The sequence below is a fragment of the Streptomyces sp. NPDC087300 genome (assembly GCF_044744425.1).
GTDB lineage: Bacteria > Actinomycetota > Actinomycetes > Streptomycetales > Streptomycetaceae > Streptomyces.
On record NZ_JBIUYI010000009.1, the window covers coordinates 115,335 to 135,702 of the forward strand.

A 20,368-nucleotide genomic window follows, 5' to 3' on the forward strand; every position below is an offset into this window, starting at 1 on the left:
TACCCGGTGCACGCCGGGGGCGCTCGCCACAGCTCAGGGCCACCATGAGCCATCCGGGCCCTTGCAACCCCGGGCAACCCTTGCCCGGTCAGCGAGGTCCGCAGTGGCATGACCCATGGACGCAACTCCACACCCGTACCGGCAAAGGAGTTATTCCGTGACCGACACTCTCCGGACATCCGGGGTCCCCCGCGCGCACGGCCTGGACGGGCCCGCGCTGCTCGGCGCGTACCGCACGATGCGTACCATCCGCGGCTTCGAGGAGCGGCTCCACGACGAGTTCGCGACCGGCGACATCCCCGGCTTCGTCCACCTCTACGCAGGTGAGGAGGCATCGGCGACCGGCGTCTGCGCCCACCTCGACGACGAGCGCGACGTCATCGCGTCCACCCACCGCGGCCATGGCCACTGCATCGCCAAGCACGTCGACGTGAAGGCGATGATGGCCGAGATCTACGGCCGTACGACCGGTTCGTGCCACGGCAAGGGCGGCTCGATGCACATCGCCGACCTCGCCAAGGGCATGCTCGGCGCCAACGGCATCGTCGGCGGCGGACCGCCCCTCATCTGCGGTGCCGCGCTCGCCGCCAAGGTGCGCGGCGACGGCGGCGTGGCCGTCGCCTTCTTCGGCGACGGCGGCAGCAACCAGGGCACCACCCTGGAGTCCCTCAACCTCGCGTCGGTCTGGCACCTGCCCGCCGTCTTCGTCGCGGAGAACAACGGCTACGCGGAGGCCACCGCGGCCGAGTGGTCCGTCGGCGGCGGGTCCATCGCCGCGCGCGCCGCGGCCTTCGGCATGCCCGGCGTGACCGTCGACGGCTTCGACTTCTTCGCCGTGCACGAGGCGGCGGGCGAGGCGGTCCAGCGGGCCCGCGCGGGCGGCGGACCCACCCTGATCGAAGTTCGACTCACCCGCTACTACGGGCACTTCGAGGGCGACCAGCAGACCTACCGCGCGGACGAGGTGCGCCGCGCCCGCGCCGAACTCGACTGCCTCAGCCGCTTCCGCGCCACCGTGACCGGCACCGGCGAACTCGCCGCCGCACAGCTGGACGCCGTCGACTCCGAGGTCGCGACGCTGATCGACGAGGCCGTCGACGAGGCACGGGCCGCGCCGCTGCCGACCCGCGCCGACCTGGAGACCGACGTCTACATCTCGTACAACTGAGGGGAGCTGGCCGACGCATGGCACGCAGCATCAGCTACCGCGAGGCGATCAACGAAGCACTGGTGCAGGAGATGGAGCGCGACCCCTCGGTCATCGTCATGGGGGAGGACAACGCGGGCGGCGCGGGCGCGCCGGGCGCCGACGACGCCTGGGGCGGCGTGCTCGGGGTGACGAAGGGGCTCCAGCCCCGCTTCCCCGGGCGGGTGCTCGACACCCCGATCTCGGAGTCCGCGTTCATCGGCGCGGCGATCGGGGCCGCCACCCGCGGCCTGCGGCCGGTCGCCGAGCTGATGTTCATCGACTTCATGGGGGTGTGCTTCGACCAGATCTTCAACCAGGCGGCGAAGTTCCGGTACATGTTCGGCGGCAAGGCCGTCACGCCCGTCGTCGTCCGCGCGATGTACGGGGCGGGCCTGCGCGCCGCGGCCCAGCACTCGCAGGCGCTGTACCCCGTCTTCACCTCGGTGCCCGGCCTCAAGGTCGTCCTGCCCTCCTCCCCGTACGAGGCGAAGGGCCTGCTGACCCAGGCGATCAGGGACGACGACCCGGTGATCTTCTGCGAGCACAAGGCGATGTACGACGTGGTGGGCGAGGTGCCGACCGAGAGCTACACGATCCCCTTCGGCGAGGCGGACGTCGTGCGCGAGGGCCGGGACGTCACCGTCGTGGCGCTGGGGCGCATGGTCTCCGTCGCCCGCGAGGCGGCGGACGCGCTGGCCGCCTCCGGCGTGCGCTGCGAGGTGATCGACCCGCGCACCACCAGTCCGCTGGACACCGAGACCATCGTCGAGAGCGTCGGGCAGACCGGGCGCCTCGTGGTCGTCGACGAGGCGGGTCCGCGCTGCGGCATGGCCGCCGACATCTCGGCGCTCGTCGCCCGCGAGGCGTTCGGCGCGCTCCAGGCGCCGATCGGGACGGTCACCGCGCCGCACACGCCGGTGCCGTTCAGCCCCGCGCTCGAAGACCTCTACATACCGGACGCCGGGCGGGTCGCCGCCGCCGTCAAGACCGTCGTCGAATGGAAGCCGTGACCGTGCCGGAACACCGCGTCGCCCGCGTGACCATGCCCAAGTGGGGCCTGTCCATGAGGACCGGGCGCATCACCGAGTGGCTGGCGGCCGAGGGCCAGCAGGTCGCGGCGGGCGACGATCTCGCCGAGATCGACACCGACAAGATCGCGGGGACCCTGGAGGCCCCGGGCGCCGGGGTGCTGCGGCGGATCGTCGCGGCGGCGGGCGGCGAGGCACCCGTCGGCCGCGTCATCGCGCTGATCGCCCCGGCGGAGGTCCCGGACGCGGAGATCGACCGGCTCGCCGCCGACGCGCGGGAGGCACTGGCCTCGGGACTGCCCGCCGAGGACGAGGAAGGCCCCGGCACCGCCACGGTCCAGGTGGCGGGGAGCACGCTCGCGTACGCGACGTCGGGCGCGGGCGAACAGGCCGTCGTCCTCGTGCACGGCTTCGGCGGCGACAAGAACTCCTGGCTCTTCGTGCGGGAACCGCTCGCCGCGCACCACACCGTCCACGCCCTCGACCTGCCGGGCCACGGCGAGTCGGGCAAGGAGGTGGGCGACGGCGGCCTGACCGCGCTCGCCCGGCTGCTCGTCGGCTTCCTGGACGCGCTCGGCATCGAGCGGGCCCATCTGGTCGGGCACTCGCTCGGCGGCGCGGTCTGTGCCGTGGCGGCCGCGGCGGCTCCCGGCCGGGTCGCCTCACTGACCCTGGTGGCACCCGCCGGGGTCGGCCCCGACGTGGACGCCGCGTATCTGCGGGGCTTCGCGGCGGCGGGCAACAGGCGCGAGCTGCGACCCCAGCTCATGAAGCTCTTCGCCGACGAGCACCGGGTGACCAGGCAGCTGATCGACGATCTGCTCAAGTACAAACGCCTGGACGGCGTGGACCGCGCGCTGCGGACCCTGCTCGACACCCTGCTCACCGAGGACGACGCACCGGCCCTCGACGTGACGCCGCTGCTGCGCGGCCCGGCGGCCGGGGTCCCCGCGGTGGCCCTCTGGGGCGAGCACGACCGGGTGCTCCCCGCGTCCAACGCGGCATCCCTGAAGGACGGGGCCGACGTCCGCGTCATCCCGGGCGCGGGCCACATGCCGCACATGGAGACGCCGGGTGAGGTGGTACGGGCGATCGAGGGGGCGATGTCCGGGCCTACGGCCCCCTAGCGAACCCGCACCGCACTCACGCGCTGACGGCCCGGGACCACCCCGGAGTGGTCCCGGTGACCCGGCACAGCGCGAGGTACAGCGGAATCGGCGGAGTATAGGGAACATCGCCGTCCGGCCGGTTGATCAGCACCGGACGGCAGCCCGCGTCCCTGACCACCGCCCCCGACGAGTACGCGACGGCCGACGGCCACTCCATGGCGACGTCGGAGTCCGCGGGCACGATCCACCACCAGCGCGGGCCGTCCTCGTACACGCAGCCCACCCGGGGCAGCCGGGACATCAGGCCGGGGCCGAGCGCGGCGGGCACCGCGACGGCGTCGCAGCCCAGCGGATCGGTCATTCCCTCGGGCAGGCCGAGCCGCAGGGGAGGCGGCGCCGACGCTCTGGCGTGCTGTCGCCGCCGTGATAGCCGGACCAAGGTGTTCAGATCCAACGGCCGCACCGTACCCGCGCTCACATGCCCCCCGCCCGCGTCACTGCCACGTTCGACTCATCCGTTTCCCGCGTACGCCACTGGCCTCACCACTGCGCGCACGTCGTTCTCGGCAACTCCGCCCACACCGTGAGCCCGATACCGGGCCCCGCGTCGTGGACGCCCCAAGCGCTGCTCACCGCATCGACGAGAAGCAGTCCCCTCCCGTGCTCATCGTCGGCCCCCCTGTGCGCCGGGCGCGGCATCCCTGAACCGCATCCGTCGTCACGTACGGCTATTCGCAGTTTCTCCGGATCCGCGCAGAGCTCGCAGATGATCCGCCGGCTCGCGGTGTGCACCACGGCATTGGTGACCAGTTCGGAGACGATCAGAGCCGCCGCGTCGCAGGCGTCGTCGTCGCGCACCGCCCAGTCCTCGAGCTGCGCGCGCATCAGCCTTCTGGCCTGTGCGGCGGAGCCGGGACGTGGAGCGAGAGCGAAACTGACGCAGACCTCGGCGGCGTCCTCGGGCCGGGTCTCGGCGAGATCGCCAAGACGGCCTCCGGCGGCTTCGGTTCCTAACGGCGCGGGCGGAGTCACGCTCTCCACTATCGCCCCGCCCTGAACACCTTGGCAAGAGCCACTCTGAAAAGTGCACAGTGGCGTGTTCCTCCGAGACGGCGCATGGCACACTGCTCGCAACAGCTCGCGGTGCGGTGTGAGTTGAAGCAACGCGGAGTGGGTGGAGGTAGGAGACGTGAGCGAACCGCGGTCCGCGCCGACCGTCGGACAGGTCGTTCTCGGTCGTCGCCTGCAGGATCTGCGCGAGCGCGCGGGTCTCAAACGCGAGGAGGCCGCGAAGATCCTGCGCGTCGCCCCCGCCACCGTCCGCCGGATGGAGACGGCCGAGGTCGCGCTGAAGATCCCGTATCTCCAGCTGCTCCTGAAGTCGTACGGCATCGCCGACGACGAGGCGGACGCCTTCGTCATGCTCGCCGAGGAGGCGAACAAGCCCGGCTGGTGGCAGCGGTTCCACGACATCCTGCCCGGCTGGTTCAGCATGTACGTCAGCCTGGAGGGCGCCGCCAGCCTCATCAGGTCCTACGAGCCGCACTTCGTGCCGGGACTCCTCCAGACCGAGGAGTACGCGCGCGGAGTGATGCGCTCGGGCGCGATCGGCCAGACCAGGCCCGCGGACATCGAGCGGTACGTGGCGCTGCGCATGGAGCGCCAGTCGCTGCTCACCCGCGAGGACGCGCCCCGGCTCTGGGTGGTCATGGACGAGACCGCGCTGCGCAGGCCGGTGGGGGGTCCGGACGTGATGCGCGAGCAGATCGACAGCCTGCTCGAAGCGACCGAGCTGCCCCATGTCACGCTTCAGGTCGCGCCGTTCGCGTCGGGTCCGCACCCGGGGACGTACGGGCCTTTCGTGCTGTTCCGCTTCTCCATGGCGGAGCTGCCCGACATGGTCTACAGCGAGTACCTGACCGGCGCCGTCTACCTGGACGGCCGCACCGAGGTGGCCACCCACCTGGAGGTCATGGACCGCATGGCGGCGCAGGCCGCCACCGCACAACGCACGAAGGAGATCCTCAGGGATTTCCGCAAGGAGCTGTGACATGGACCGACATCGAGCCGGAACGCGCCCTGCCGGTCCGCGTTCACCAGGAGCCCGCGACGACTCGCGCACCGAGTCCCGGATCTACAACGGCATGCCCGCCCGTGACCTCGGCAACGACGGCTGGCACAAGCCGTGGAGCGGCGGCAACGGCGGCAACTGCCTGGAGGCCATGAAGCTGGCCGACGGCAGGGTCGCGGTGCGCCAGTCCACAGACCCGGACGGTCCGGCGCTGATCTACACGCGTGGAGAGATCACCGCGTTCATCCAGGGGGCCAAGGCGGGCGAGGCGGACTTCCTGCTCTCGTGACCCCGCAGCGCTCGTCCCGCCAGTCCTCGTTCCGCCAGTCCTCGTCCCGCCAGCCTTCGTCCCGCCAGTCCTCTTCTCGTCAGTCCTCTTCCCGTCGACCCTGACCCGTGGAGCCGCCGTGACCGACCCGTCGTACATCGACACGAGCAAGCCGCACCCCGCGCGGATGTACGACTGGTTCCTCGGCGGCAAGGACAACTATCCGGTCGACGAGGAGATGGGCCGCCAGCTCGTCGCCATGGACGGCCGGGTCCTGACGATGGCGCGGGCCAACCGGGCGTTCATGCAGCGGGCCACGCGCTGGCTCGCGGGCCGTGGCGTACGCCAGTTCCTGGACATCGGCACCGGCATACCGACCGAGCCGAACCTCCACCAGATCGCCCAGGGCATCGCCCCCGACGCGCGCGTCGTCTACTGCGACAACGACCCGATCGTCCTCGCGCACGCCGAGGCCCTGTTGCGCTCCGCACCGCAGGGCGTCACCGAGTACATCCAGGCGGACTTCCGCGAACCGGCGAAGATCCTCGAAGAGGCCGCGCGGGTCCTCGACTTCGACCGTCCCGTCGCCCTGTCCCTCGTCGCGCTGCTGCACTTCATCGCGGACGAGGACGGCGCCTACGAACTGGTCGACCAGCTGATGAGCGCCCTGCCGTCGGGCAGCCATCTGATGCTGTCGCACGGCACGGGCGAGTTCACCCCGGACACCGCGCGGCGGGCCGCAGAGCTCTACAAGGCACGCGGGATGACCCTGGCGCTGCGCACGCACGCGGAGGTGGCGCGCTTCTTCGAGGGCTACGACCTGGTGGATCCCGGCGTCGCCGTCATCGACCGGTGGAAGCCGGAGCTCGGGGAGCCGGTGCCGGACGCGGGCGAGGGGCCGGTCCCGGGGTACGGCGCGGTGGCGTCCAAGCCCTGACCCGGCGCCCGCGCCTGCCGCCGGGCTCAGGTCAGCGCGAGGATGAACGACGCCGTGGCGCCGAGGGACGCGACACCGCGCACGTGGTTCCACGCGGTCCACTCACTGACGTACGCACGCCAGTACGCGGCGCCCTCCGCGCTCTCCGGGTCGACCTTCGACAGCGCGTCGTTGCGGGGGACGTTCGCGGCGATCGTCACGCCGAACGAGCCGACCAGATAGAGCGCGCAGCCGAGCAACAGTTCCACGGTGCCCTCGTCGGGCCAGAGCACGAACGTCACGACGGCGAGCACGGCGCACAGCCCCGCGGCGCCGAGGAACACGGCCATGAACCCCGCGGTGACCGCGGCGACGTTGATCCGGTTCATCGCGGCGATGCCCTGCGCGGGCGGCAGCGCGGCGAGCCCCTTCATCACGAAGGTGGAGAAGGCGCAGAAGACCCCGGCGACGAGGCCACAGGCGAGTGCGCCGAGCACGGCGAGCACGAAGTACGGACCGTCGATCATGGCAACTCCCGTGGGTCTGGGGCCGTTACGTCCCATGCGTCTGCTACGTCCGCGCCTGCGACGCCTGCTGCGTCTGCGTCACCTACGTCAAACGGGCGGGCCCGCAGCGAGTGATCCTCCACGCCGCGTCCCGTCCCCACAAGTCAATTGCCTGGGCGTCCTGGTGGCCATGCGTGACCCTCGCCCGCGCATGCTCGGACGTCTCACCCCGGCCGGCCCCGTCAGCCCGTCAGGCCGGTCCTGCCTGGTTTCCCCGCCCCGGCGCCCCGCCACGCACGCAGCGTCGCCTCCACGGCGGGCGCGATCCGCCGCCGGGCCTCGCCCCGGGGCACACCGCTCATCAGCAGCCGGTCGTAGGGCGTCGCCGTGTGCCGCACCGCGGCGCCGACCGCCGCGGTCACCGCCCCCTCCGACAGGGCCCGGCCCGCCGCGCTGCGCCCCACCCGGCCGCTGCCCCGCTCCGAGGCGTGCGCGGCGATCGCACGGGCCCGGTCCTCGGGGCAGCCGGGGAAGAGCCGTGCTATTTCGGCGGCGAACGCCCCGGTGAACCGCACGTCCTGCGCGGCCCGCCGCACCGCGTCCCGCGCCCTGCGCCGCGCCCTGGCCTCGGCGTCCGCCAGGCACCGCTCCTCGGCGCGCGCGAGCGCCGCCTCCTCGACGAGGACGCCCTGCCGCTCGTACCGCGCACGGCGCCGGTGGAAGCGGACCACCACGGCCCAGAGCCCGCTGTCCTCGCGGGCCCGCCGGGTGAGCGCCGCGTCGCCGCGCGGCAGATAGACGAGGTGCCCCAGGTCGGCACAGTCCAGACAGCGCGCGTCGCCGCCTTCGAGCACGAGCAGCCGCAACGGACCGGACCGGCACTCCGCGCAACGCCTGCGCTTCAACGGCTGGAATACCAGGAGTCCGGGACGGGTGGGGGACAAGGGAGAGGAGGGAGAGGAGTGGGGCGTCGGGGAGGAGGGGGAGACCGAGGAGCTCGCCATGTCCGTCTCATTCCCCGTGGGGAGGCGTGCCAGTGGGCGAGCGCCCCGACGGCATCGCGAAGGCCCACGGCATCATGGCCCTGTGCGACTCGAACCGATCACCTGGGAACGGCTGACCGACACCCTCGCCGACCGGCTGCTCGACCTGAAGCCCGGCGACGGCGGCTCCTGGCCGCGCGTCGCCGTCGACGGGGCTCCGGCCGCCGGGACGGGCGAACTGGCCGCGCGGCTCGCCGACGCGCTACGGCTGCGCGGACGCACCCCGCTGGTCGTCGGCACGGAGGGGTTCCTGCGGCCCGCTTCCCTGCGTCTCGAGTACGGGCACGAGGACGTCGAGGCGTACTACAGCGGGTGGTTCGACACCGGCGCCCTGTGGCGCGAGGTCTTCGGCCCGCTCGACCCGGGCGGCACGGGGCGGGTGCTGCCCGACCTCTGGGACCCGGTGGCGGACCGCGCGACCCGCAGCCCGTACGTCGAACTCCCGCCCGGCGGCGTCCTGTTGCTGCACGGGCCGCTGCTGCTCGGCCATTGGTTCCCGTTCGACCTCGGCGTGCATGTGCGGCTCTCGCCGGGGGCGCTGCGGCGCCGCATGCCCGAGAGCGAGCGGTGGACGCTGCCGGCCTTCGAGCGGTACGAGACGGAGACCGACCCCGCGGGCCGGGCCGACGTGGTCGTACGAGCGGACGACCCACGGCATCCGGCGTGGAGCGGCGGCGCACCGGACGCGGCGTGACCCCACGACCCCGCCCCCCCCACGACCCCACACGGCCCCTATGGCCCCTCTGCGGTCTCCGGATGCGTACGTCCGGGGGCGCGGCGAGAATGAGGGCGCCGGGACCAGCGGTGCCCTCGCGCCGCGCCGGAATCCGCCCGGCAACGGGAGGCACCAATGACCACCGCCGGAGACATCATGCACCGGGGCGCCCAGTGGATCCCCAGGCACGAGACGCTCGACCGCGCGGCCCAGCTGATGCGCGAACTCGACGTGGGCGCGCTGCCCATCAGCGACGAGAACGAACGCCTCTGCGGCATCCTCACCGACCGTGACATCGTCGTCGGCTGTGTGGCCATGGGGCACGATCCGTCCCGGGTGACCGCGGGCGACATGGCCAAGGGCACGCCGCGCTGGATCGACTCGGGCGCCGGTGTCGACGAGGTCCTCCAGGAGATGCAGGGCCACCAGATCCGCCGCCTGCCGGTGATCGAGAACAAGCGGCTCGTCGGCATGATCAGCGAGGCCGACCTGGCCACGCACCTCACCGACGACCAGCTCGCGGGCTGGGTCGAGAGCGTCTACGCCAAGAACTAGGGCCTGGAGCGGAGCGCCCGAGTGGGCGGAGGGTCCGAGTGCGCGGGGTTCAGAGCCAGCCGTTCCTCCGGAACCCGCGGTACAGCGCGACACAGATCCCCGCGATCAGGGACACGATCAGCGGATAGCCGAACCTCCAGTGCAGCTCGGGCATGTAGTCGAAGTTCATGCCGTAGAGACCGCAGGCCATCGTCGGCACCGCGACGACCGCCGCCCATGCGGTGATCTTCCGCATGTCCTCGTTCTGCGCGACCGTCACCTGGGCGAGGTGGGCCTGAAGGATCGAGTTCAGCAACTCGTCGAAGGACGCGATCTGTTCGGTGGCCCGCTTCAAGTGGTCGTCCACGTCCCGGAAGTACGCCTGTATCTCCGGGGCGATGGCGCGCATCGGTGTGGTGGCGAGCACCTGGAGCGGGCGGCCGAGCGGCACCACCGCCCGCTTCAGTTCGAGGAGTTCGCGCTTGAGCTGGTAGATGCGGCCGGGGTCGGCCCGCGCGCCGTCCGGGGCGAACACGTCCGTCTCCACCTGGTCGATGTCCGACTGCACCGCGTCCGTCGCCGCGAGGTAGTCGTCCACCACCTGGTCGGCGATGGCGTGCAGCACCGCGGCGGGCCCCTCGGCGAGCTGCTCGGGCGACGCTTCAAGCTCCTCGCGCAGCGGACCGAGCGAGCCGTGGCTGCCGTGCCGGACGGTGATGACGAACTCGCGGCCGACGAAGACCATGATCTCGCCGGTGTCCACGACCTCGCTGGTGGCGGTCAGTTCGGTGTGTTCCACGTAGCAGACGGTCTTGAACACGGCGAACAGCGTGTGGTCGTACCGCTCGACCTTCGGGCGCTGGTGCGCGTGCACCGCGTCCTCCACGGCGAGCGGGTGCAGGTCGAAGAGGTCGGCGATGCCCGCGAACTCCTGTTCCGTCGGCTCGTGCAGCCCCAGCCAGACGAAGCCGTCGTCGGCCTTGCGGACCCGCTCGACCGCCTCGACGAGACTGTCCACGGACGGCTGGCGCACACCCCCGCGGTACGACACGCAGTTCACCACCGACGAGCCGAGCGGGGAGCGGGCCGGGTGGCTCAGGTCGACGCGTGAGCCGCGCCGGCCCAGGCGCGCGACCTTACGGAGGCGGCCGACCTTGCGCAGACTTGTGACTTTGCCAAGGCTTCCTACCTTCCGAAGGTTGCCTGCCATAGACATGAGGGGCTCCTCGTGCTGGTGACCGTTGGTGATGTGGCGTGCCAGTTTGCCAGTCCTGCGCGGTGTCTCGTTGAGGCCTGTGGGAACGGAGTATTCCGCTCCGGAATGCCCGGTTCTGCCTCCCGGGAGCAAGGCGGACAACTGGGATGATCGGCGCATGATGCGAATCGACGGTCATCTCCTCGACGCCCGGCAGCCCATCGACCAGCGACAGACCGGTGCGGGGCAGCGCTTCGACGCCTTCGCCGCCCTCTTCGATCCCACGACCTTCGGGCACGTCGAGCGCCTCGGCATCGGCCCCGGCTGGCGCTGCTGGGAGGTCGGCGCGGGCGGCACCTCCGTGGTCTCCTGGCTCGCCCGGCGGGTCGGCCCCACCGGCAGGATCCTCGCGACCGACATCGACACGTCCTGGCAGACGCGGGCCGCGCGCTCGCCCCTCGAAGTGCGCGTCCACGACGTCGCCGCGGACCCGCCGCCGGTGGAGGGCTTCGACCTGGTGCACGCGCGGCTCGTCCTGATCGACGTCGCGGACCGGGAGCGGGCCCTGCAGTCGATGCTCAGGGCGCTGCGGCCCGGTGGCCGGCTCCTGATCGAGGAGGCCGACCACGCGCTCCAGCCGCTCGCCTGTCCCGACGAGTACGGCCCCGCCCAGGAGTTGGCGAACCGGCTGCGCCACGGGGTGCGCGCGCTGCTCGCCGAACGCGGCGCCGATCCCGCGTACGGCCGCAAGCTGCCCCGTCTGCTGCGCGAGGGCGGCCTGCGCCAGGTGGAGTCCGAGGTCCACATCCCGCTCACCTCCCCGGCCTGCGCCGCCCTGGAGACCGCGACGCTCCAACACCTGCGCGCGGACCTGACGGCCGCGGGCCTCGCGACGACGGAGGACATCGACGACCACCTGACGAACGTCGCGACGGGCGCACTCGACCTGGCGGCGCCGCCGCTGATCTCCACGTGGGGGCGGAAGGGGTAACTGAAGGGTGGCGGGAGTGGGTTGGGGGCCGCAGGCCGGCAGAAGGGCCGGGGAAGGTCAGGCGCGCTCCGCGGCCCCGGTGTGCGGGGGTCTGGGCCCTTCCCCGGAGACTGCGGGACCCTCACCCGAGGTGCCGTCCGCCTCCCCGCCAACCGGCGGCCTGCCCCCGGTCCGTTCCACCGCGCGGGCCCCCGCCGCGCACCCCTGCGCCGCCGCGTCGACGAGGTTCGCGCCGTCGAGCAGGGTGGCCAGCAGCGCGCCGGTGAACGCGTCACCCGCCCCCGTGGAGTCCCGTGCCCGCGCGGGCACCGCGGGGACCCGGCCGCGGACCTCGCCGTCCCACGCCGCCAGCGCCCCGTCCGTGCCCAGCTTGACCACCACCGAGGGGAAGCGGCGGCTCAGCCGCGCCGCCGCGGCCGCCGGGTCGGGCATCCCGGTCAACAGCTCCGCCTCCGCCCGGCTGGGCACCAGCGTCTCCACCCCCTCCACCGCCGCGAGGAAACGCTCCGCGCCCAGCTCCGCCAGGAACCCCGCCGACGCGGGGTCCACACTCACCGGCACTCCACGCGCGCGTGCCGACGCCAGCGCGTCGGCGGCCGCCGCGCGGCTCGGTGCGGCGAAGAACAGGTAGCCGGACAGATGCAGCCGGGCGACGCCGTCGAGGAGCGAGGGCGACCAGTCGGCGGGGGAGATCCGCAGCGAAGCCCCGTTGTCCGAGAGGAACGTCCGCTCGGCCGCCGCGCCCCCGTCCACCAGGCAGATCACCGTCCCGGTCGGCTCGCGCGGATCTATGACGAGCCGCGGCCGCACCCCCGCGCGCGTGAGCGCCGCCTCGTGCCACGCCGCGGAGTCCGCGCCGACCCGCCCGAGGAGGCGTACGTCGGGACATCCCCAATGCGCCGCCCAGCACGCCACGTTGGCCCCGGCGCCACCCGGCACCGTACGGATGGCGGCCGCCGTGTCGGTTCCCGGCGCGAGCGGTGTCCGGTGCCGGGCGACGACGTCCGTGACGACGTCCCCGACCACCAGCAGGCCGCAGGGCCGCACCGTCACCGACCGGCCCAGGCCGTCGCGATCCGCGCCCCGAGCCGTACGTTGCCGCGCACCGCGGCGAGGTTGGCCTCCAGGGACGCGCCTTCGGTGCGCCGCACCAACTCGTCGAGCAGGAACGGCGTGATCGCCTGCCCCGTGATGCCCCGCTCCTCGCACGCCGCCAGCGCCTCGGCGAGCACGCGCGCGTGGAGCACGGGATCGAGCTGCTCGTCCTGGGGCACCGGATTCGCCACGATCAGCGCCGCAGCCGGCCCGTCGAGCGCGTCCTGGGCCCGCATCACCGCCGCGACCTCACCGGGCGCGCGCAGCGTCCAGTCCACCGGATGGCCGGAGTCGGCGAGATAGAAGCCGGGGAAGCGGTCCGTCCCGTACCCCGCGACGGCCACGCCGAGCGTCTCCAGGCGCTCCAGCGTCGCGGGCACGTCCAATATCGACTTCACGCCCGCGCACACCACCGTGATCCGGGTCCGCGCGAGCAGCCCCAGGTCGGCCGACTCGTCCTGGGTCACCGTCCACTCCCGGTGCACCCCGCCGAGCCCGCCCGTGGCGAACACCCGCAGTCCGGCGCGGGCGGCGAGCAGCGCCGTCGCCGACACGGTGGTCGCCCCGCTCGCGCCCGTGGCGACGGCCAGCGGCAGATCGCGGTGGCCCAGCTTGCGGATGCCGTCCTCGTTCGCGACCCGCTCCAACTGGACCTTGTCCAGGCCGACATGGGGGCGCCCGTCGAGCACGGCGATCGTCGCGGGGACGGCGCCCTGCGCACGTACGACCGCTTCGAGTTCCTTCGCCACCTGGAGATTGCGCGGGCGCGGAAGGCCGTGCGCGATGATCGTGGATTCCAGGGCCACCACGGGCTGCCGCTCCGCGATCGCCGTCTGCACCTCGTCGGACACCACCAGCACGGGCCTGCCTCCTGCCTGTCGGGTCTCCCTCTCATCCCTGGCGGTCGGCGCGGCCCGCCAAACCCCGCGCACCCGACGTGCGGCCCCGGCAGGGGTACGGGAGAAGGGCCCGGCTAGGGTGACCGGCCATGACCACGAATGATCAATCCGTCGCGTCTTTTGCCGTGCACATTCCGGATGTCGACCTGGAGGCCGAGCCTCTGGACCCGGAGCAGATCGTCTCCGGCGACCCGGTGGTGACCGGCAAGGTGCTGTGGGAGTCCGCCGACGGCAAGCAGCTGCGCGGCATCTGGCAGATCACGCCCGGCGTGGTCACCGACACCGAGGCCAACGAGCTTTTCGTGGTCGTCAGCGGCCGCGCCACCGTCGCGGTCGAGGGCGGCGCCACGCTGGAGATCGGCCCGGGTGACGCGGCCGTGCTGCGCGAGGGTGACCGTACGACCTGGACGGTGCACGAGACGCTGCGCAAGGCGTACCACATCACGCTGCCCTGACCCGTGACGTGACCCGTGAGCCCGCTGACCTGCGGCGGGACAAGGCCGGGTGGGGCTAGGTCTTGACCGCCCCGCGGATCGCGAGTCCGCCCATCGGCAGCAGGACGCAGACGCCGACGAGGTTGAGCCAGCCGTAGCTGGCCCGCGCGACGATCAGGCCCGCGAGCGCGCCGCCGATGCCCGCCGCCGTGTTCATGGTCAGGTCCGACAGGCCCTGCACGGCGGCCCTCGCGGGGCCCGCCACCGAGTCGGTGAGCAGCGCGGATCCCGCGACCAGGCCCGCGGACCAGCCGAGGCCGAGGACGAAGAGCCCGGCGGCGGTCCTGCCGTGGCTGGCACCCGCCGTGCCCGCGAGCAGCGCGGCGCAGGCCAGCAGCCCGACCGCGAGCCCGATCACGGCGAGCCTGCCGAACCGGTCGGAGAGCCACCCCATCACCGGCGAGAACGCGTACATGCCCGCGATGTGCCCGCTGATGACCAGGCCGACCAGTTGCAGGCTCGCCCCGTGGTGACCCAGGTCGACGGGGGTCATCACCATGATCGAGACCATCACCGTGTGCGAGACGGCCACCGTCACCAGGGCGAGCCGGGCCATCGGCGACGCGGACACCGCGGCGACCGCGGCCTTCAGCGAGCGGCTCCGCGCCGAGTGGTCCTCCTGCGGGGCCAGCGCGCGGGCGGTGAGCAGCGGGTCGGGCCGCAGCAGCACCGCCACCACGACCGCGGCGACCGCGAAGATTCCGGCGGCGAAGAGGAAGGGTCCCGCCTTCTCCGGGATGGCCGTGCCGGCGAAGGCGCGGCTCGCGGGCGCGGCGATGTTCGGGCCGAGCACCGAGCCGATGGTGGTGGCCCAGATGACGTGCGAGATGGCACGGCCCCGCCGGTCGGGCTCGGCGAGGTCGGCCGCCGCGAACCTGGCCTGAAGGTTCGCCGACGAGCCCGCGCCGAACGCCGCCATGCCGAGGAGCAGCAGCGGGAAGCTGGACACGGCCGAGGCCAGGACGACGAGCCCCGCGCCCAGCGCGCCGATCAGATACGCGAGGACGAGGCCGGGCCTTCGGCCCCGTGCCGTCATCAGCGCGGCCAAGGGCAGCGAGAGCAGCGCCGTACCCGCCACGGAGGCCGTCGGCGCCAGGCCGGAGAGCGCCTCGGTCCCACTCACCTCGGTCGCGAGCACCGGGGCGAGCGCGATGCCGATCGGTACCCCGAGCCCGCCCAGGATCTGGCTGGCGATCAGCACCGCGTTCGTACGGCGGCGCAGGGCGGGGAGCGCCTCCGGCGTCGGTATGCCAGGAGCGTCGAGGGTCGAAGTCACTGACGCAGTGTGCCAGGGCGTTCGTATGTGCGAAACGTAGTTGTCACGGGCCGCGGGAGAGCGCGCCGGAGCCCGGTCAGAACAGCGGCTGCGGCAGCACGCCCTCCAGCGCGAGGAGCTGCCGCTTGGTCTCCAGACCGCCCCCGAAGCCGCCGATGCCCCCGTCGCTCTCCACCACGCGATGGCACGGCACGACGACCGGCAGCGGGTTGGCGCCCATCGCGAGGCCCACGGCCTGGGCCGCGCGCGGCTGGCCGACGCGGCCGGCCAGGTCCCCGTAGCCCACCACCGTGCCGAAGGGCACACCCGTGGCCAGCTCGCGCAGCACCTGGCGGTTGAAGCCGGAGATCAGCGACCAGTCGAGCGGCAGCTCGAAGTCGCGCCGCTCGCCCGCGAAGTACGCCGCGAGCTGGCGTATGGGCTCGGCGAGCAGCGGGGAGCCGGGGTCCTGGACGAGCTCGGCGCCGAGCCGGGAGCCGAGCCGCTCCAGGGTCTTGTCACGCACCGCGTCGGTGGCGTGGAAGACGACGGTGACCAGTCCTTCACCGGTCGCGGCGAGCAGCAGCGGGCCGATGTCACTGCCGACGACGGCCCACACGACCTGCCGGCCGTCCCGCTCCTGCTCCTGCTCCTGCGCATGGGAGTTCATGCCGACCACGGTACGACCGCCCACTGACAACGGCCGGGGCTCAGCCTTCGCGCAGCGCCTTGCGCACGACGTCGGGGGTGTTGGTGATGATCCCGTTCACCCCGAAGGCCGCCGCGCGCAGCGCGCTCGCCCCGTCGTTGACCGTCCAGGTGAAGATCTCCAGCTGCTTGCCGTGCGGGCCCTTCTGGGCGTGGATCGCCTCTACGTAGCCGGCCGAGATGGAGGTGTGCGTCGAGTTGATCTGGTCGGCGAACTTCGCGTAGGCGGGCAGTTCGGCGGCGGTGGGGGTGCCGAGGAAACCGGTCTTCACATCCGGCCGCAGCGCGTGCACCGTCTTCACACTGTCCGCGCTGAAGCTCTGGACGACCAGCTTGTCCTTCACGTGGTGCCGGTCGAGCCAGCCCTCGTCGCGCAGCACCCGCAGGCCCTGCTTCTCGATGCCCGGGTAGAGCTCGGGCCGCTTGAACTCGAAGACCAGGCTCTGGTGGTTGTGCGAGACCCGCCGCATGTACTGCTTGAGGGTCGGCACGCGCTGGCCCGCGTACTTCGGGCTGAACCAGCTGCCCGCGTCCAGCTTCCTGATCTCCGCGGCGGTGAAGTCGCCGACCTTCCACGGGGAGCGGCCGGGGAAGACCTCCTCGACGTTGGTCGTCCGCTTCAGGGTGTCGTCGTGCATGATCACGAGCTCGCCGTCCTTGGTCCGCTGGACGTCGTTCTCGACCCAGCGGAACCCCATGTCACGGGCCTTGTCGATGGCCGCGAAGGTGTTCTCCGGGGCATACGCGGAGGCGCCCCGGTGGGCGACGACCAGCGGCTTGTCGTGGTGGGCCGCGGGTGCTGTCGCGGGGGTCCGCGCGGCGGCGGTGGTGGTGGGGAGGACGAGTGCGCCGGCTCCGATGAGGGCGGCGGCGGTGGCAGCGGCAGCGCGTGCGTACACGGGTACTCCTCGCGTCGTGAGATCGCGGACCGGTCGAGAGTGACAGTCCGGGACCAACGGGAGACAGGTGCAGGATGGCCACAGGTTGAACGGAGTCATCAAAGTCGGGGACCCCGCGCGCGGAGACTGCGATTCTTTGCCGGAAAATCGTTCGTACGTTCCGGGGTGAGCTTTACTCTCTGCCTCAGCCGACGGTCCTTCAGATGGGCGTCGGCAGGGGGTGGACGGGGCGTTCCGGAGAATTTGCGCACAACGGTCGGAAGGGCAACCGCGGATGCAGGGCACGGTCGACGGGTTCAGCTACGGAGTCGTCACACCGGTGGTGGCGTACCTCATGGCCTGTCTCGGAGGAGCGCTCGGACTGCGCTGCACCACCAGATCGCTGCTCGTCGCCCGCTCCTGGCGGCCCGGCTGGCTCGCGCTCGGCTCGGCCGCGATCGGCTCCGGGATCTGGACCATGCACTTCGTGGCGATGATGGGCTTCACCGTCGAGGAGGCCCCGATCCGCTACGACAAGGCGCTGACCTTCGCGAGCCTGGCCGTCGCCATCATCATGGTCGGCGTCGGGATCTTCATCGTCGGCTACCGCGGCGCCACGGGCACGGCCCTGTTCACCGGCGGAACCATCACGGGGCTCGGTGTCGCCTCGATGCACTACCTCGGTATGGCCGGTATGCGCCTTCGCGGGACGCTGGAGTACAACACCCTCACCGTCGCCGCCTCCGTAGTGATCGCGATGGTCGCCGCCACCGCCGCGCTCTGGGCCGCGGGGCAGGTCAAGGGCCCCCTGTGGAGCCTGGGCGCGAGCCTCGTCATGGGGCTCGCGGTGAGCGGCATGCACTACATGGGGATGGCCGGGCTCAGCGTCCACCTGCACGGCTCGGGCGCCGCGCCCGGCGGTGACTCGCCCGCCGAGATCCTCGCGCCCATGATGATGGGCCCGCTGGCCTTCCTGCTCCTCGCGGGCGTCATCGTGATGTTCGACCCGCTGATGGTCCTCGGCGGCCAGCCCGAGACCAAGGGCACGACGGCCCGGGGTCGCCAGGGACCGTCCTACTCCGTCCCGCGCTCGGGCGACCGGCACGTCCCGCCGCCCCGCCGCAGGCCCCGGCAGCGGCCCGGCTCCCGCACCCCGCAGAAGTGGTGACGGGCCGCCGCTGAGCGGCCGATCGGACCCGGTTGTCAGTGCGGGGTCGTACGGTGGTTTCCATGCGGCCCGTATCGAAGATCGAACGCACGGTGGCACCTTTCGAGGTCGTCAGTCCGTACCAGCCAAGCGGTGACCAGCCGGCGGCCATCGCCGAGCTGGACCGGCGCATCCGCGCAGGTGAGAAGGATGTCGTCCTGCTGGGCGCGACCGGCACCGGCAAGTCGGCCACCACCGCGTGGATGATCGAGAAGCTCCAGCGCCCCACTCTCGTGATGGCGCCGAACAAGACGCTGGCCGCCCAGCTGGCCAACGAGTTCCGCGAGCTCCTGCCGAACAACGCGGTCGAGTACTTCGTCTCGTACTACGACTACTACCAGCCCGAGGCGTACGTCCCGCAGTCGGACACCTACATCGAGAAGGACTCCTCGATCAACGAGGAGGTGGAGCGCCTGCGCCACTCCGCGACGAACTCGCTGCTGACCCGCCGTGACGTGATCGTGGTCGCCTCCGTCTCCTGCATCTACGGCCTCGGCACCCCGCAGGAGTACGTGGACCGGATGGTCCCGCTCAAGGTCGGCGACGAGATCGACCGCGACCAGCTCCTGCGCCGCTTCGTGGACATCCAGTACACGCGCAACGACCTGGCGTTCACCCGCGGCACCTTCCGCGTCCGCGGCGACACCATCGAGATCTTCCCGGTCTACGAGGAACTGGCCGTCCGCATCGAGATGTTCGGCGACGAGATCGAGGCCCTCTCCACGCTGCATCCGCTCACCGGCGAGGTCATCAGCGACGACGACCACCTCTACGTCTTCCCCGCCTCGCACTACGTGGCGGGTCCCGAGCGCATGGAGAAGGCGGTCACCGGCATCGAGAAGGAGCTCGGCGAGCGCCTCGCCGAGCTGGAGAAGCAGGGCAAGATGCTGGAGGCGCAGCGCCTGCGCATGCGCACCACGTACGACCTGGAGATGCTCCGCCAGATCGGCTCCTGCTCCGGCGTCGAGAACTACTCGATGCACTTCGACGGCCGCGAGCCCGGATCCGCGCCGAACACCCTCATCGACTACTTCCCCGACGACTTCCTCCTGGTCCTCGACGAGTCGCACGTCACGGTCCCGCAGATCGGCGCGATGTACGAGGGCGACGCCTCGCGCAAGCGCACCCTCGTCGACCACGGCTTCCGGCTGCCTTCCGCGCTGGACAACCGCCCGCTGAAGTGGGAGGAGTTCCTCGGCCGCATCGGACAGACCGTCTATCTGTCCGCCACCCCGGGCAAGTACGAACTCTCGCGTGGCGACGGCTTCGTCGAGCAGATCATCCGCCCCACCGGCCTGGTCGACCCCGAGGTCGTCGTCAAGCCCACCGAGGGGCAGATCGACGACCTGGTGCACGAGATCCGCAAGCGCACCGAGAAGGACGAGCGCGTCCTGGTCACCACGCTCACCAAGAAGATGGCCGAGGACCTCACCGACTACTTCCTCGAACTGGGCATCCAGGTCCGCTATCTGCACAGCGACGTCGACACGCTGCGTCGCGTCGAGCTCCTGCGCGAGCTGCGCGCCGGTGAGTACGACGTCCTGGTCGGCATCAACCTCCTGCGCGAGGGCCTCGACCTGCCCGAGGTCTCCCTGGTGGCGATCCTCGACGCCGACAAGGAGGGCTTCCTGCGCTCCGGGACCTCCCTGATCCAGACCATCGGCCGCGCGGCGCGCAACGTCTCGGGCCAGGTCCATATGTACGCGGACAAGATCACCCCGGCGATGGAGAAGGCCATCGACGAGACGAACAGGCGCCGGGAGAAGCAGATCGCGTACAACAAGGAGAAGGGCATCGACCCGCAGCCGCTCCGCAAGAAGATCAACGACATCGTGTCGGCGATCGCGCGCGAAGAGGTCGACACCGAGCAGCTCCTCGGCTCGGACTACCGCAAGCCGAAGGAGGGCAAGGCCGTCAAGGCCCCCGTCCCCGCGCTCGGCGGCAAGGCGGCCAAGTCCACCAAGGCCAAGGCGAAGAAGTCGGCCGAGGCCACGCCCACCGACCGCCCCGCGGCCGAACTGGCCGAGCAGATCGAGGAGATGGCCGAGCGCATGCGCGCGGCCGCCGCCGACCTCCAGTTCGAGATCGCCGCCCGACTGCGGGACGAGGTGTCGGAGATGAAGAAGGAACTGCGGCAGATGCGGGAGGCCGGCCAGGCATAGAAGCGCTGCTGGGGGAGGGGATGCGGCGTACTGGCCGGTCTGTTGCAAGACCGCCACAAAGTGCCGCCCGGAGTGCGGCCGTACCGGGCCGACTGCATAGGGTGC

General features: G+C 72.0%; 22 protein-coding genes. 12 read left to right on the forward strand and 10 right to left on the reverse strand.

All coding sequences use genetic code 11. The features are described from left to right. Positions 1 to 157: 157 nt before the first annotated feature. The 3 genes from ACIO9J_RS33575 to ACIO9J_RS33585 are packed head-to-tail and all read left to right on the forward strand — an operon-like array spanning position 158 to position 3,344. Entirely contained in the window at positions 158 to 1,168 is a 1,011-nt protein-coding gene (locus tag ACIO9J_RS33575; protein ID WP_402007897.1) for a thiamine pyrophosphate-dependent dehydrogenase E1 component subunit alpha, read from the forward strand. 17 nt (positions 1,169 to 1,185) lie between these two features. Further along, positions 1,186 to 2,199: an alpha-ketoacid dehydrogenase subunit beta gene (locus ACIO9J_RS33580; protein ID WP_402007899.1), complete on the forward strand. Its 1,014-nt coding sequence runs from the start codon at positions 1,186 to 1,188 to the stop codon at positions 2,197 to 2,199. Then, a complete protein-coding gene (locus ACIO9J_RS33585) occupies positions 2,187 to 3,344 on the forward strand; it encodes an acetoin dehydrogenase dihydrolipoyllysine-residue acetyltransferase subunit (RefSeq protein ID WP_402007901.1) in 1,158 nt (385 codons plus the stop codon). The genes ACIO9J_RS33580 and ACIO9J_RS33585 overlap by 13 nt, the downstream gene beginning before the upstream one ends. A gap of 16 nt (positions 3,345 to 3,360) precedes the next feature. On the opposite strand, the gene ACIO9J_RS33590 is transcribed toward ACIO9J_RS33585, so the two are convergent. Then, complete coding sequence (locus ACIO9J_RS33590) at positions 3,361 to 3,804, reverse strand: hypothetical protein (protein WP_402007903.1); 444 nt, start codon at positions 3,802 to 3,804, stop codon at positions 3,361 to 3,363. A gap of 62 nt (positions 3,805 to 3,866) precedes the next feature. Beyond that, positions 3,867 to 4,358 (reverse strand): ATP-binding protein, encoded by a 492-nt coding sequence (locus ACIO9J_RS33595; protein WP_402007905.1) that lies wholly within the window; start codon positions 4,356 to 4,358, stop codon positions 3,867 to 3,869. 157 nt (positions 4,359 to 4,515) lie between these two features. Here ACIO9J_RS33595 and ACIO9J_RS33600 point away from each other — a divergent pair, with 157 nt between their 5' ends. From ACIO9J_RS33600 to ACIO9J_RS33610, 3 genes are all read left to right on the forward strand, one after another. After that, positions 4,516 to 5,376, forward strand: a complete 861-nt coding sequence (locus ACIO9J_RS33600) for a helix-turn-helix domain-containing protein (RefSeq protein ID WP_402007907.1) — start codon at positions 4,516 to 4,518, stop codon at positions 5,374 to 5,376. Positions 5,377 to 5,470: 94 nt separating this feature from the next. Beyond that, entirely contained in the window at positions 5,471 to 5,686 is a 216-nt protein-coding gene (locus ACIO9J_RS33605; protein WP_055554313.1) for a DUF397 domain-containing protein, read from the forward strand. Between the two features lie 118 nt (positions 5,687 to 5,804). Further along, positions 5,805 to 6,602 (forward strand): SAM-dependent methyltransferase, encoded by a 798-nt coding sequence (locus ACIO9J_RS33610; RefSeq protein ID WP_402007909.1) that lies wholly within the window; start codon positions 5,805 to 5,807, stop codon positions 6,600 to 6,602. 26 nt (positions 6,603 to 6,628) lie between these two features. On the opposite strand, the gene ACIO9J_RS33615 is transcribed toward ACIO9J_RS33610, so the two are convergent. Both ACIO9J_RS33615 and ACIO9J_RS33620 read right to left on the reverse strand, forming a co-directional pair. Further along, the gene (locus ACIO9J_RS33615; RefSeq protein WP_402007911.1) at positions 6,629 to 7,108 is read right to left on the reverse strand and encodes a DUF1772 domain-containing protein; all 480 of its coding nucleotides are present in this window, start codon (positions 7,106 to 7,108) and stop codon (positions 6,629 to 6,631) included. Positions 7,109 to 7,329: 221 nt separating this feature from the next. Then, on the reverse strand, positions 7,330 to 7,992 hold the full coding sequence (locus ACIO9J_RS33620) for a DUF2293 domain-containing protein (RefSeq protein ID WP_402007912.1): 663 nt from the start codon (positions 7,990 to 7,992) through the stop codon (positions 7,330 to 7,332). A 181-nt stretch (positions 7,993 to 8,173) separates the two neighbouring features. Here ACIO9J_RS33620 and ACIO9J_RS33625 point away from each other — a divergent pair, with 181 nt between their 5' ends. Both ACIO9J_RS33625 and ACIO9J_RS33630 read left to right on the forward strand, forming a co-directional pair. After that, entirely contained in the window at positions 8,174 to 8,824 is a 651-nt protein-coding gene (locus tag ACIO9J_RS33625; protein ID WP_402007914.1) for a uridine kinase, read from the forward strand. Between the two features lie 156 nt (positions 8,825 to 8,980). Further along, positions 8,981 to 9,400 carry a CBS domain-containing protein gene (locus ACIO9J_RS33630; RefSeq protein ID WP_402007916.1) on the forward strand — a complete coding sequence of 140 codons (420 nt, stop codon included), beginning with the start codon at positions 8,981 to 8,983 and terminating at the stop codon, positions 9,398 to 9,400. Between the two features lie 49 nt (positions 9,401 to 9,449). On the opposite strand, the gene ACIO9J_RS33635 is transcribed toward ACIO9J_RS33630, so the two are convergent. After that, positions 9,450 to 10,595: a magnesium and cobalt transport protein CorA gene (locus ACIO9J_RS33635; protein ID WP_402007918.1), complete on the reverse strand. Its 1,146-nt coding sequence runs from the start codon at positions 10,593 to 10,595 to the stop codon at positions 9,450 to 9,452. Positions 10,596 to 10,752: 157 nt separating this feature from the next. On the opposite strand from ACIO9J_RS33635, the gene ACIO9J_RS33640 reads away from it, so the two are divergent. Continuing rightward, positions 10,753 to 11,565, forward strand: a complete 813-nt coding sequence (locus ACIO9J_RS33640; protein WP_402007920.1) for a methyltransferase domain-containing protein — start codon at positions 10,753 to 10,755, stop codon at positions 11,563 to 11,565. Positions 11,566 to 11,622: 57 nt separating this feature from the next. Here ACIO9J_RS33640 and ACIO9J_RS33645 read toward each other — a convergent pair whose 3' ends face one another. Then, a complete protein-coding gene (locus ACIO9J_RS33645; RefSeq protein ID WP_402007922.1) occupies positions 11,623 to 12,618 on the reverse strand; it encodes a carbohydrate kinase family protein in 996 nt (331 codons plus the stop codon). Next, positions 12,615 to 13,520, reverse strand: a complete 906-nt coding sequence (locus tag ACIO9J_RS33650) for a pseudouridine-5'-phosphate glycosidase (protein WP_402007924.1) — start codon at positions 13,518 to 13,520, stop codon at positions 12,615 to 12,617. Before ACIO9J_RS33650 ends, ACIO9J_RS33645 begins: the two co-directional genes overlap by 4 nt. A gap of 128 nt (positions 13,521 to 13,648) precedes the next feature. On the opposite strand from ACIO9J_RS33650, the gene ACIO9J_RS33655 reads away from it, so the two are divergent. Continuing rightward, on the forward strand, positions 13,649 to 14,014 hold the full coding sequence (locus ACIO9J_RS33655; RefSeq protein WP_402007926.1) for a cupin domain-containing protein: 366 nt from the start codon (positions 13,649 to 13,651) through the stop codon (positions 14,012 to 14,014). A gap of 55 nt (positions 14,015 to 14,069) precedes the next feature. Here ACIO9J_RS33655 and ACIO9J_RS33660 read toward each other — a convergent pair whose 3' ends face one another. From ACIO9J_RS33660 to ACIO9J_RS33670, 3 genes are all read right to left on the reverse strand, one after another. Beyond that, positions 14,070 to 15,329 (reverse strand): MFS transporter, encoded by a 1,260-nt coding sequence (locus ACIO9J_RS33660; protein WP_402007928.1) that lies wholly within the window; start codon positions 15,327 to 15,329, stop codon positions 14,070 to 14,072. A 76-nt stretch (positions 15,330 to 15,405) separates the two neighbouring features. Beyond that, positions 15,406 to 15,978: a methylated-DNA--[protein]-cysteine S-methyltransferase gene (locus ACIO9J_RS33665; protein ID WP_402007930.1), complete on the reverse strand. Its 573-nt coding sequence runs from the start codon at positions 15,976 to 15,978 to the stop codon at positions 15,406 to 15,408. Between the two features lie 40 nt (positions 15,979 to 16,018). Next, on the reverse strand, positions 16,019 to 16,915 hold the full coding sequence (locus ACIO9J_RS33670) for a glycerophosphodiester phosphodiesterase (RefSeq protein WP_402007932.1): 897 nt from the start codon (positions 16,913 to 16,915) through the stop codon (positions 16,019 to 16,021). A gap of 274 nt (positions 16,916 to 17,189) precedes the next feature. Between ACIO9J_RS33670 and ACIO9J_RS33675 the strand changes: the two genes are divergently transcribed. Both ACIO9J_RS33675 and uvrB read left to right on the forward strand, forming a co-directional pair. Further along, complete coding sequence (locus ACIO9J_RS33675; protein ID WP_402007934.1) at positions 17,190 to 18,062, forward strand: MHYT domain-containing protein; 873 nt, start codon at positions 17,190 to 17,192, stop codon at positions 18,060 to 18,062. A 62-nt stretch (positions 18,063 to 18,124) separates the two neighbouring features. Then, positions 18,125 to 20,263 (forward strand): excinuclease ABC subunit UvrB, encoded by a 2,139-nt coding sequence (gene uvrB / locus ACIO9J_RS33680; protein ID WP_402007936.1) that lies wholly within the window; start codon positions 18,125 to 18,127, stop codon positions 20,261 to 20,263. Positions 20,264 to 20,368: the final 105 nt, after the last annotated feature.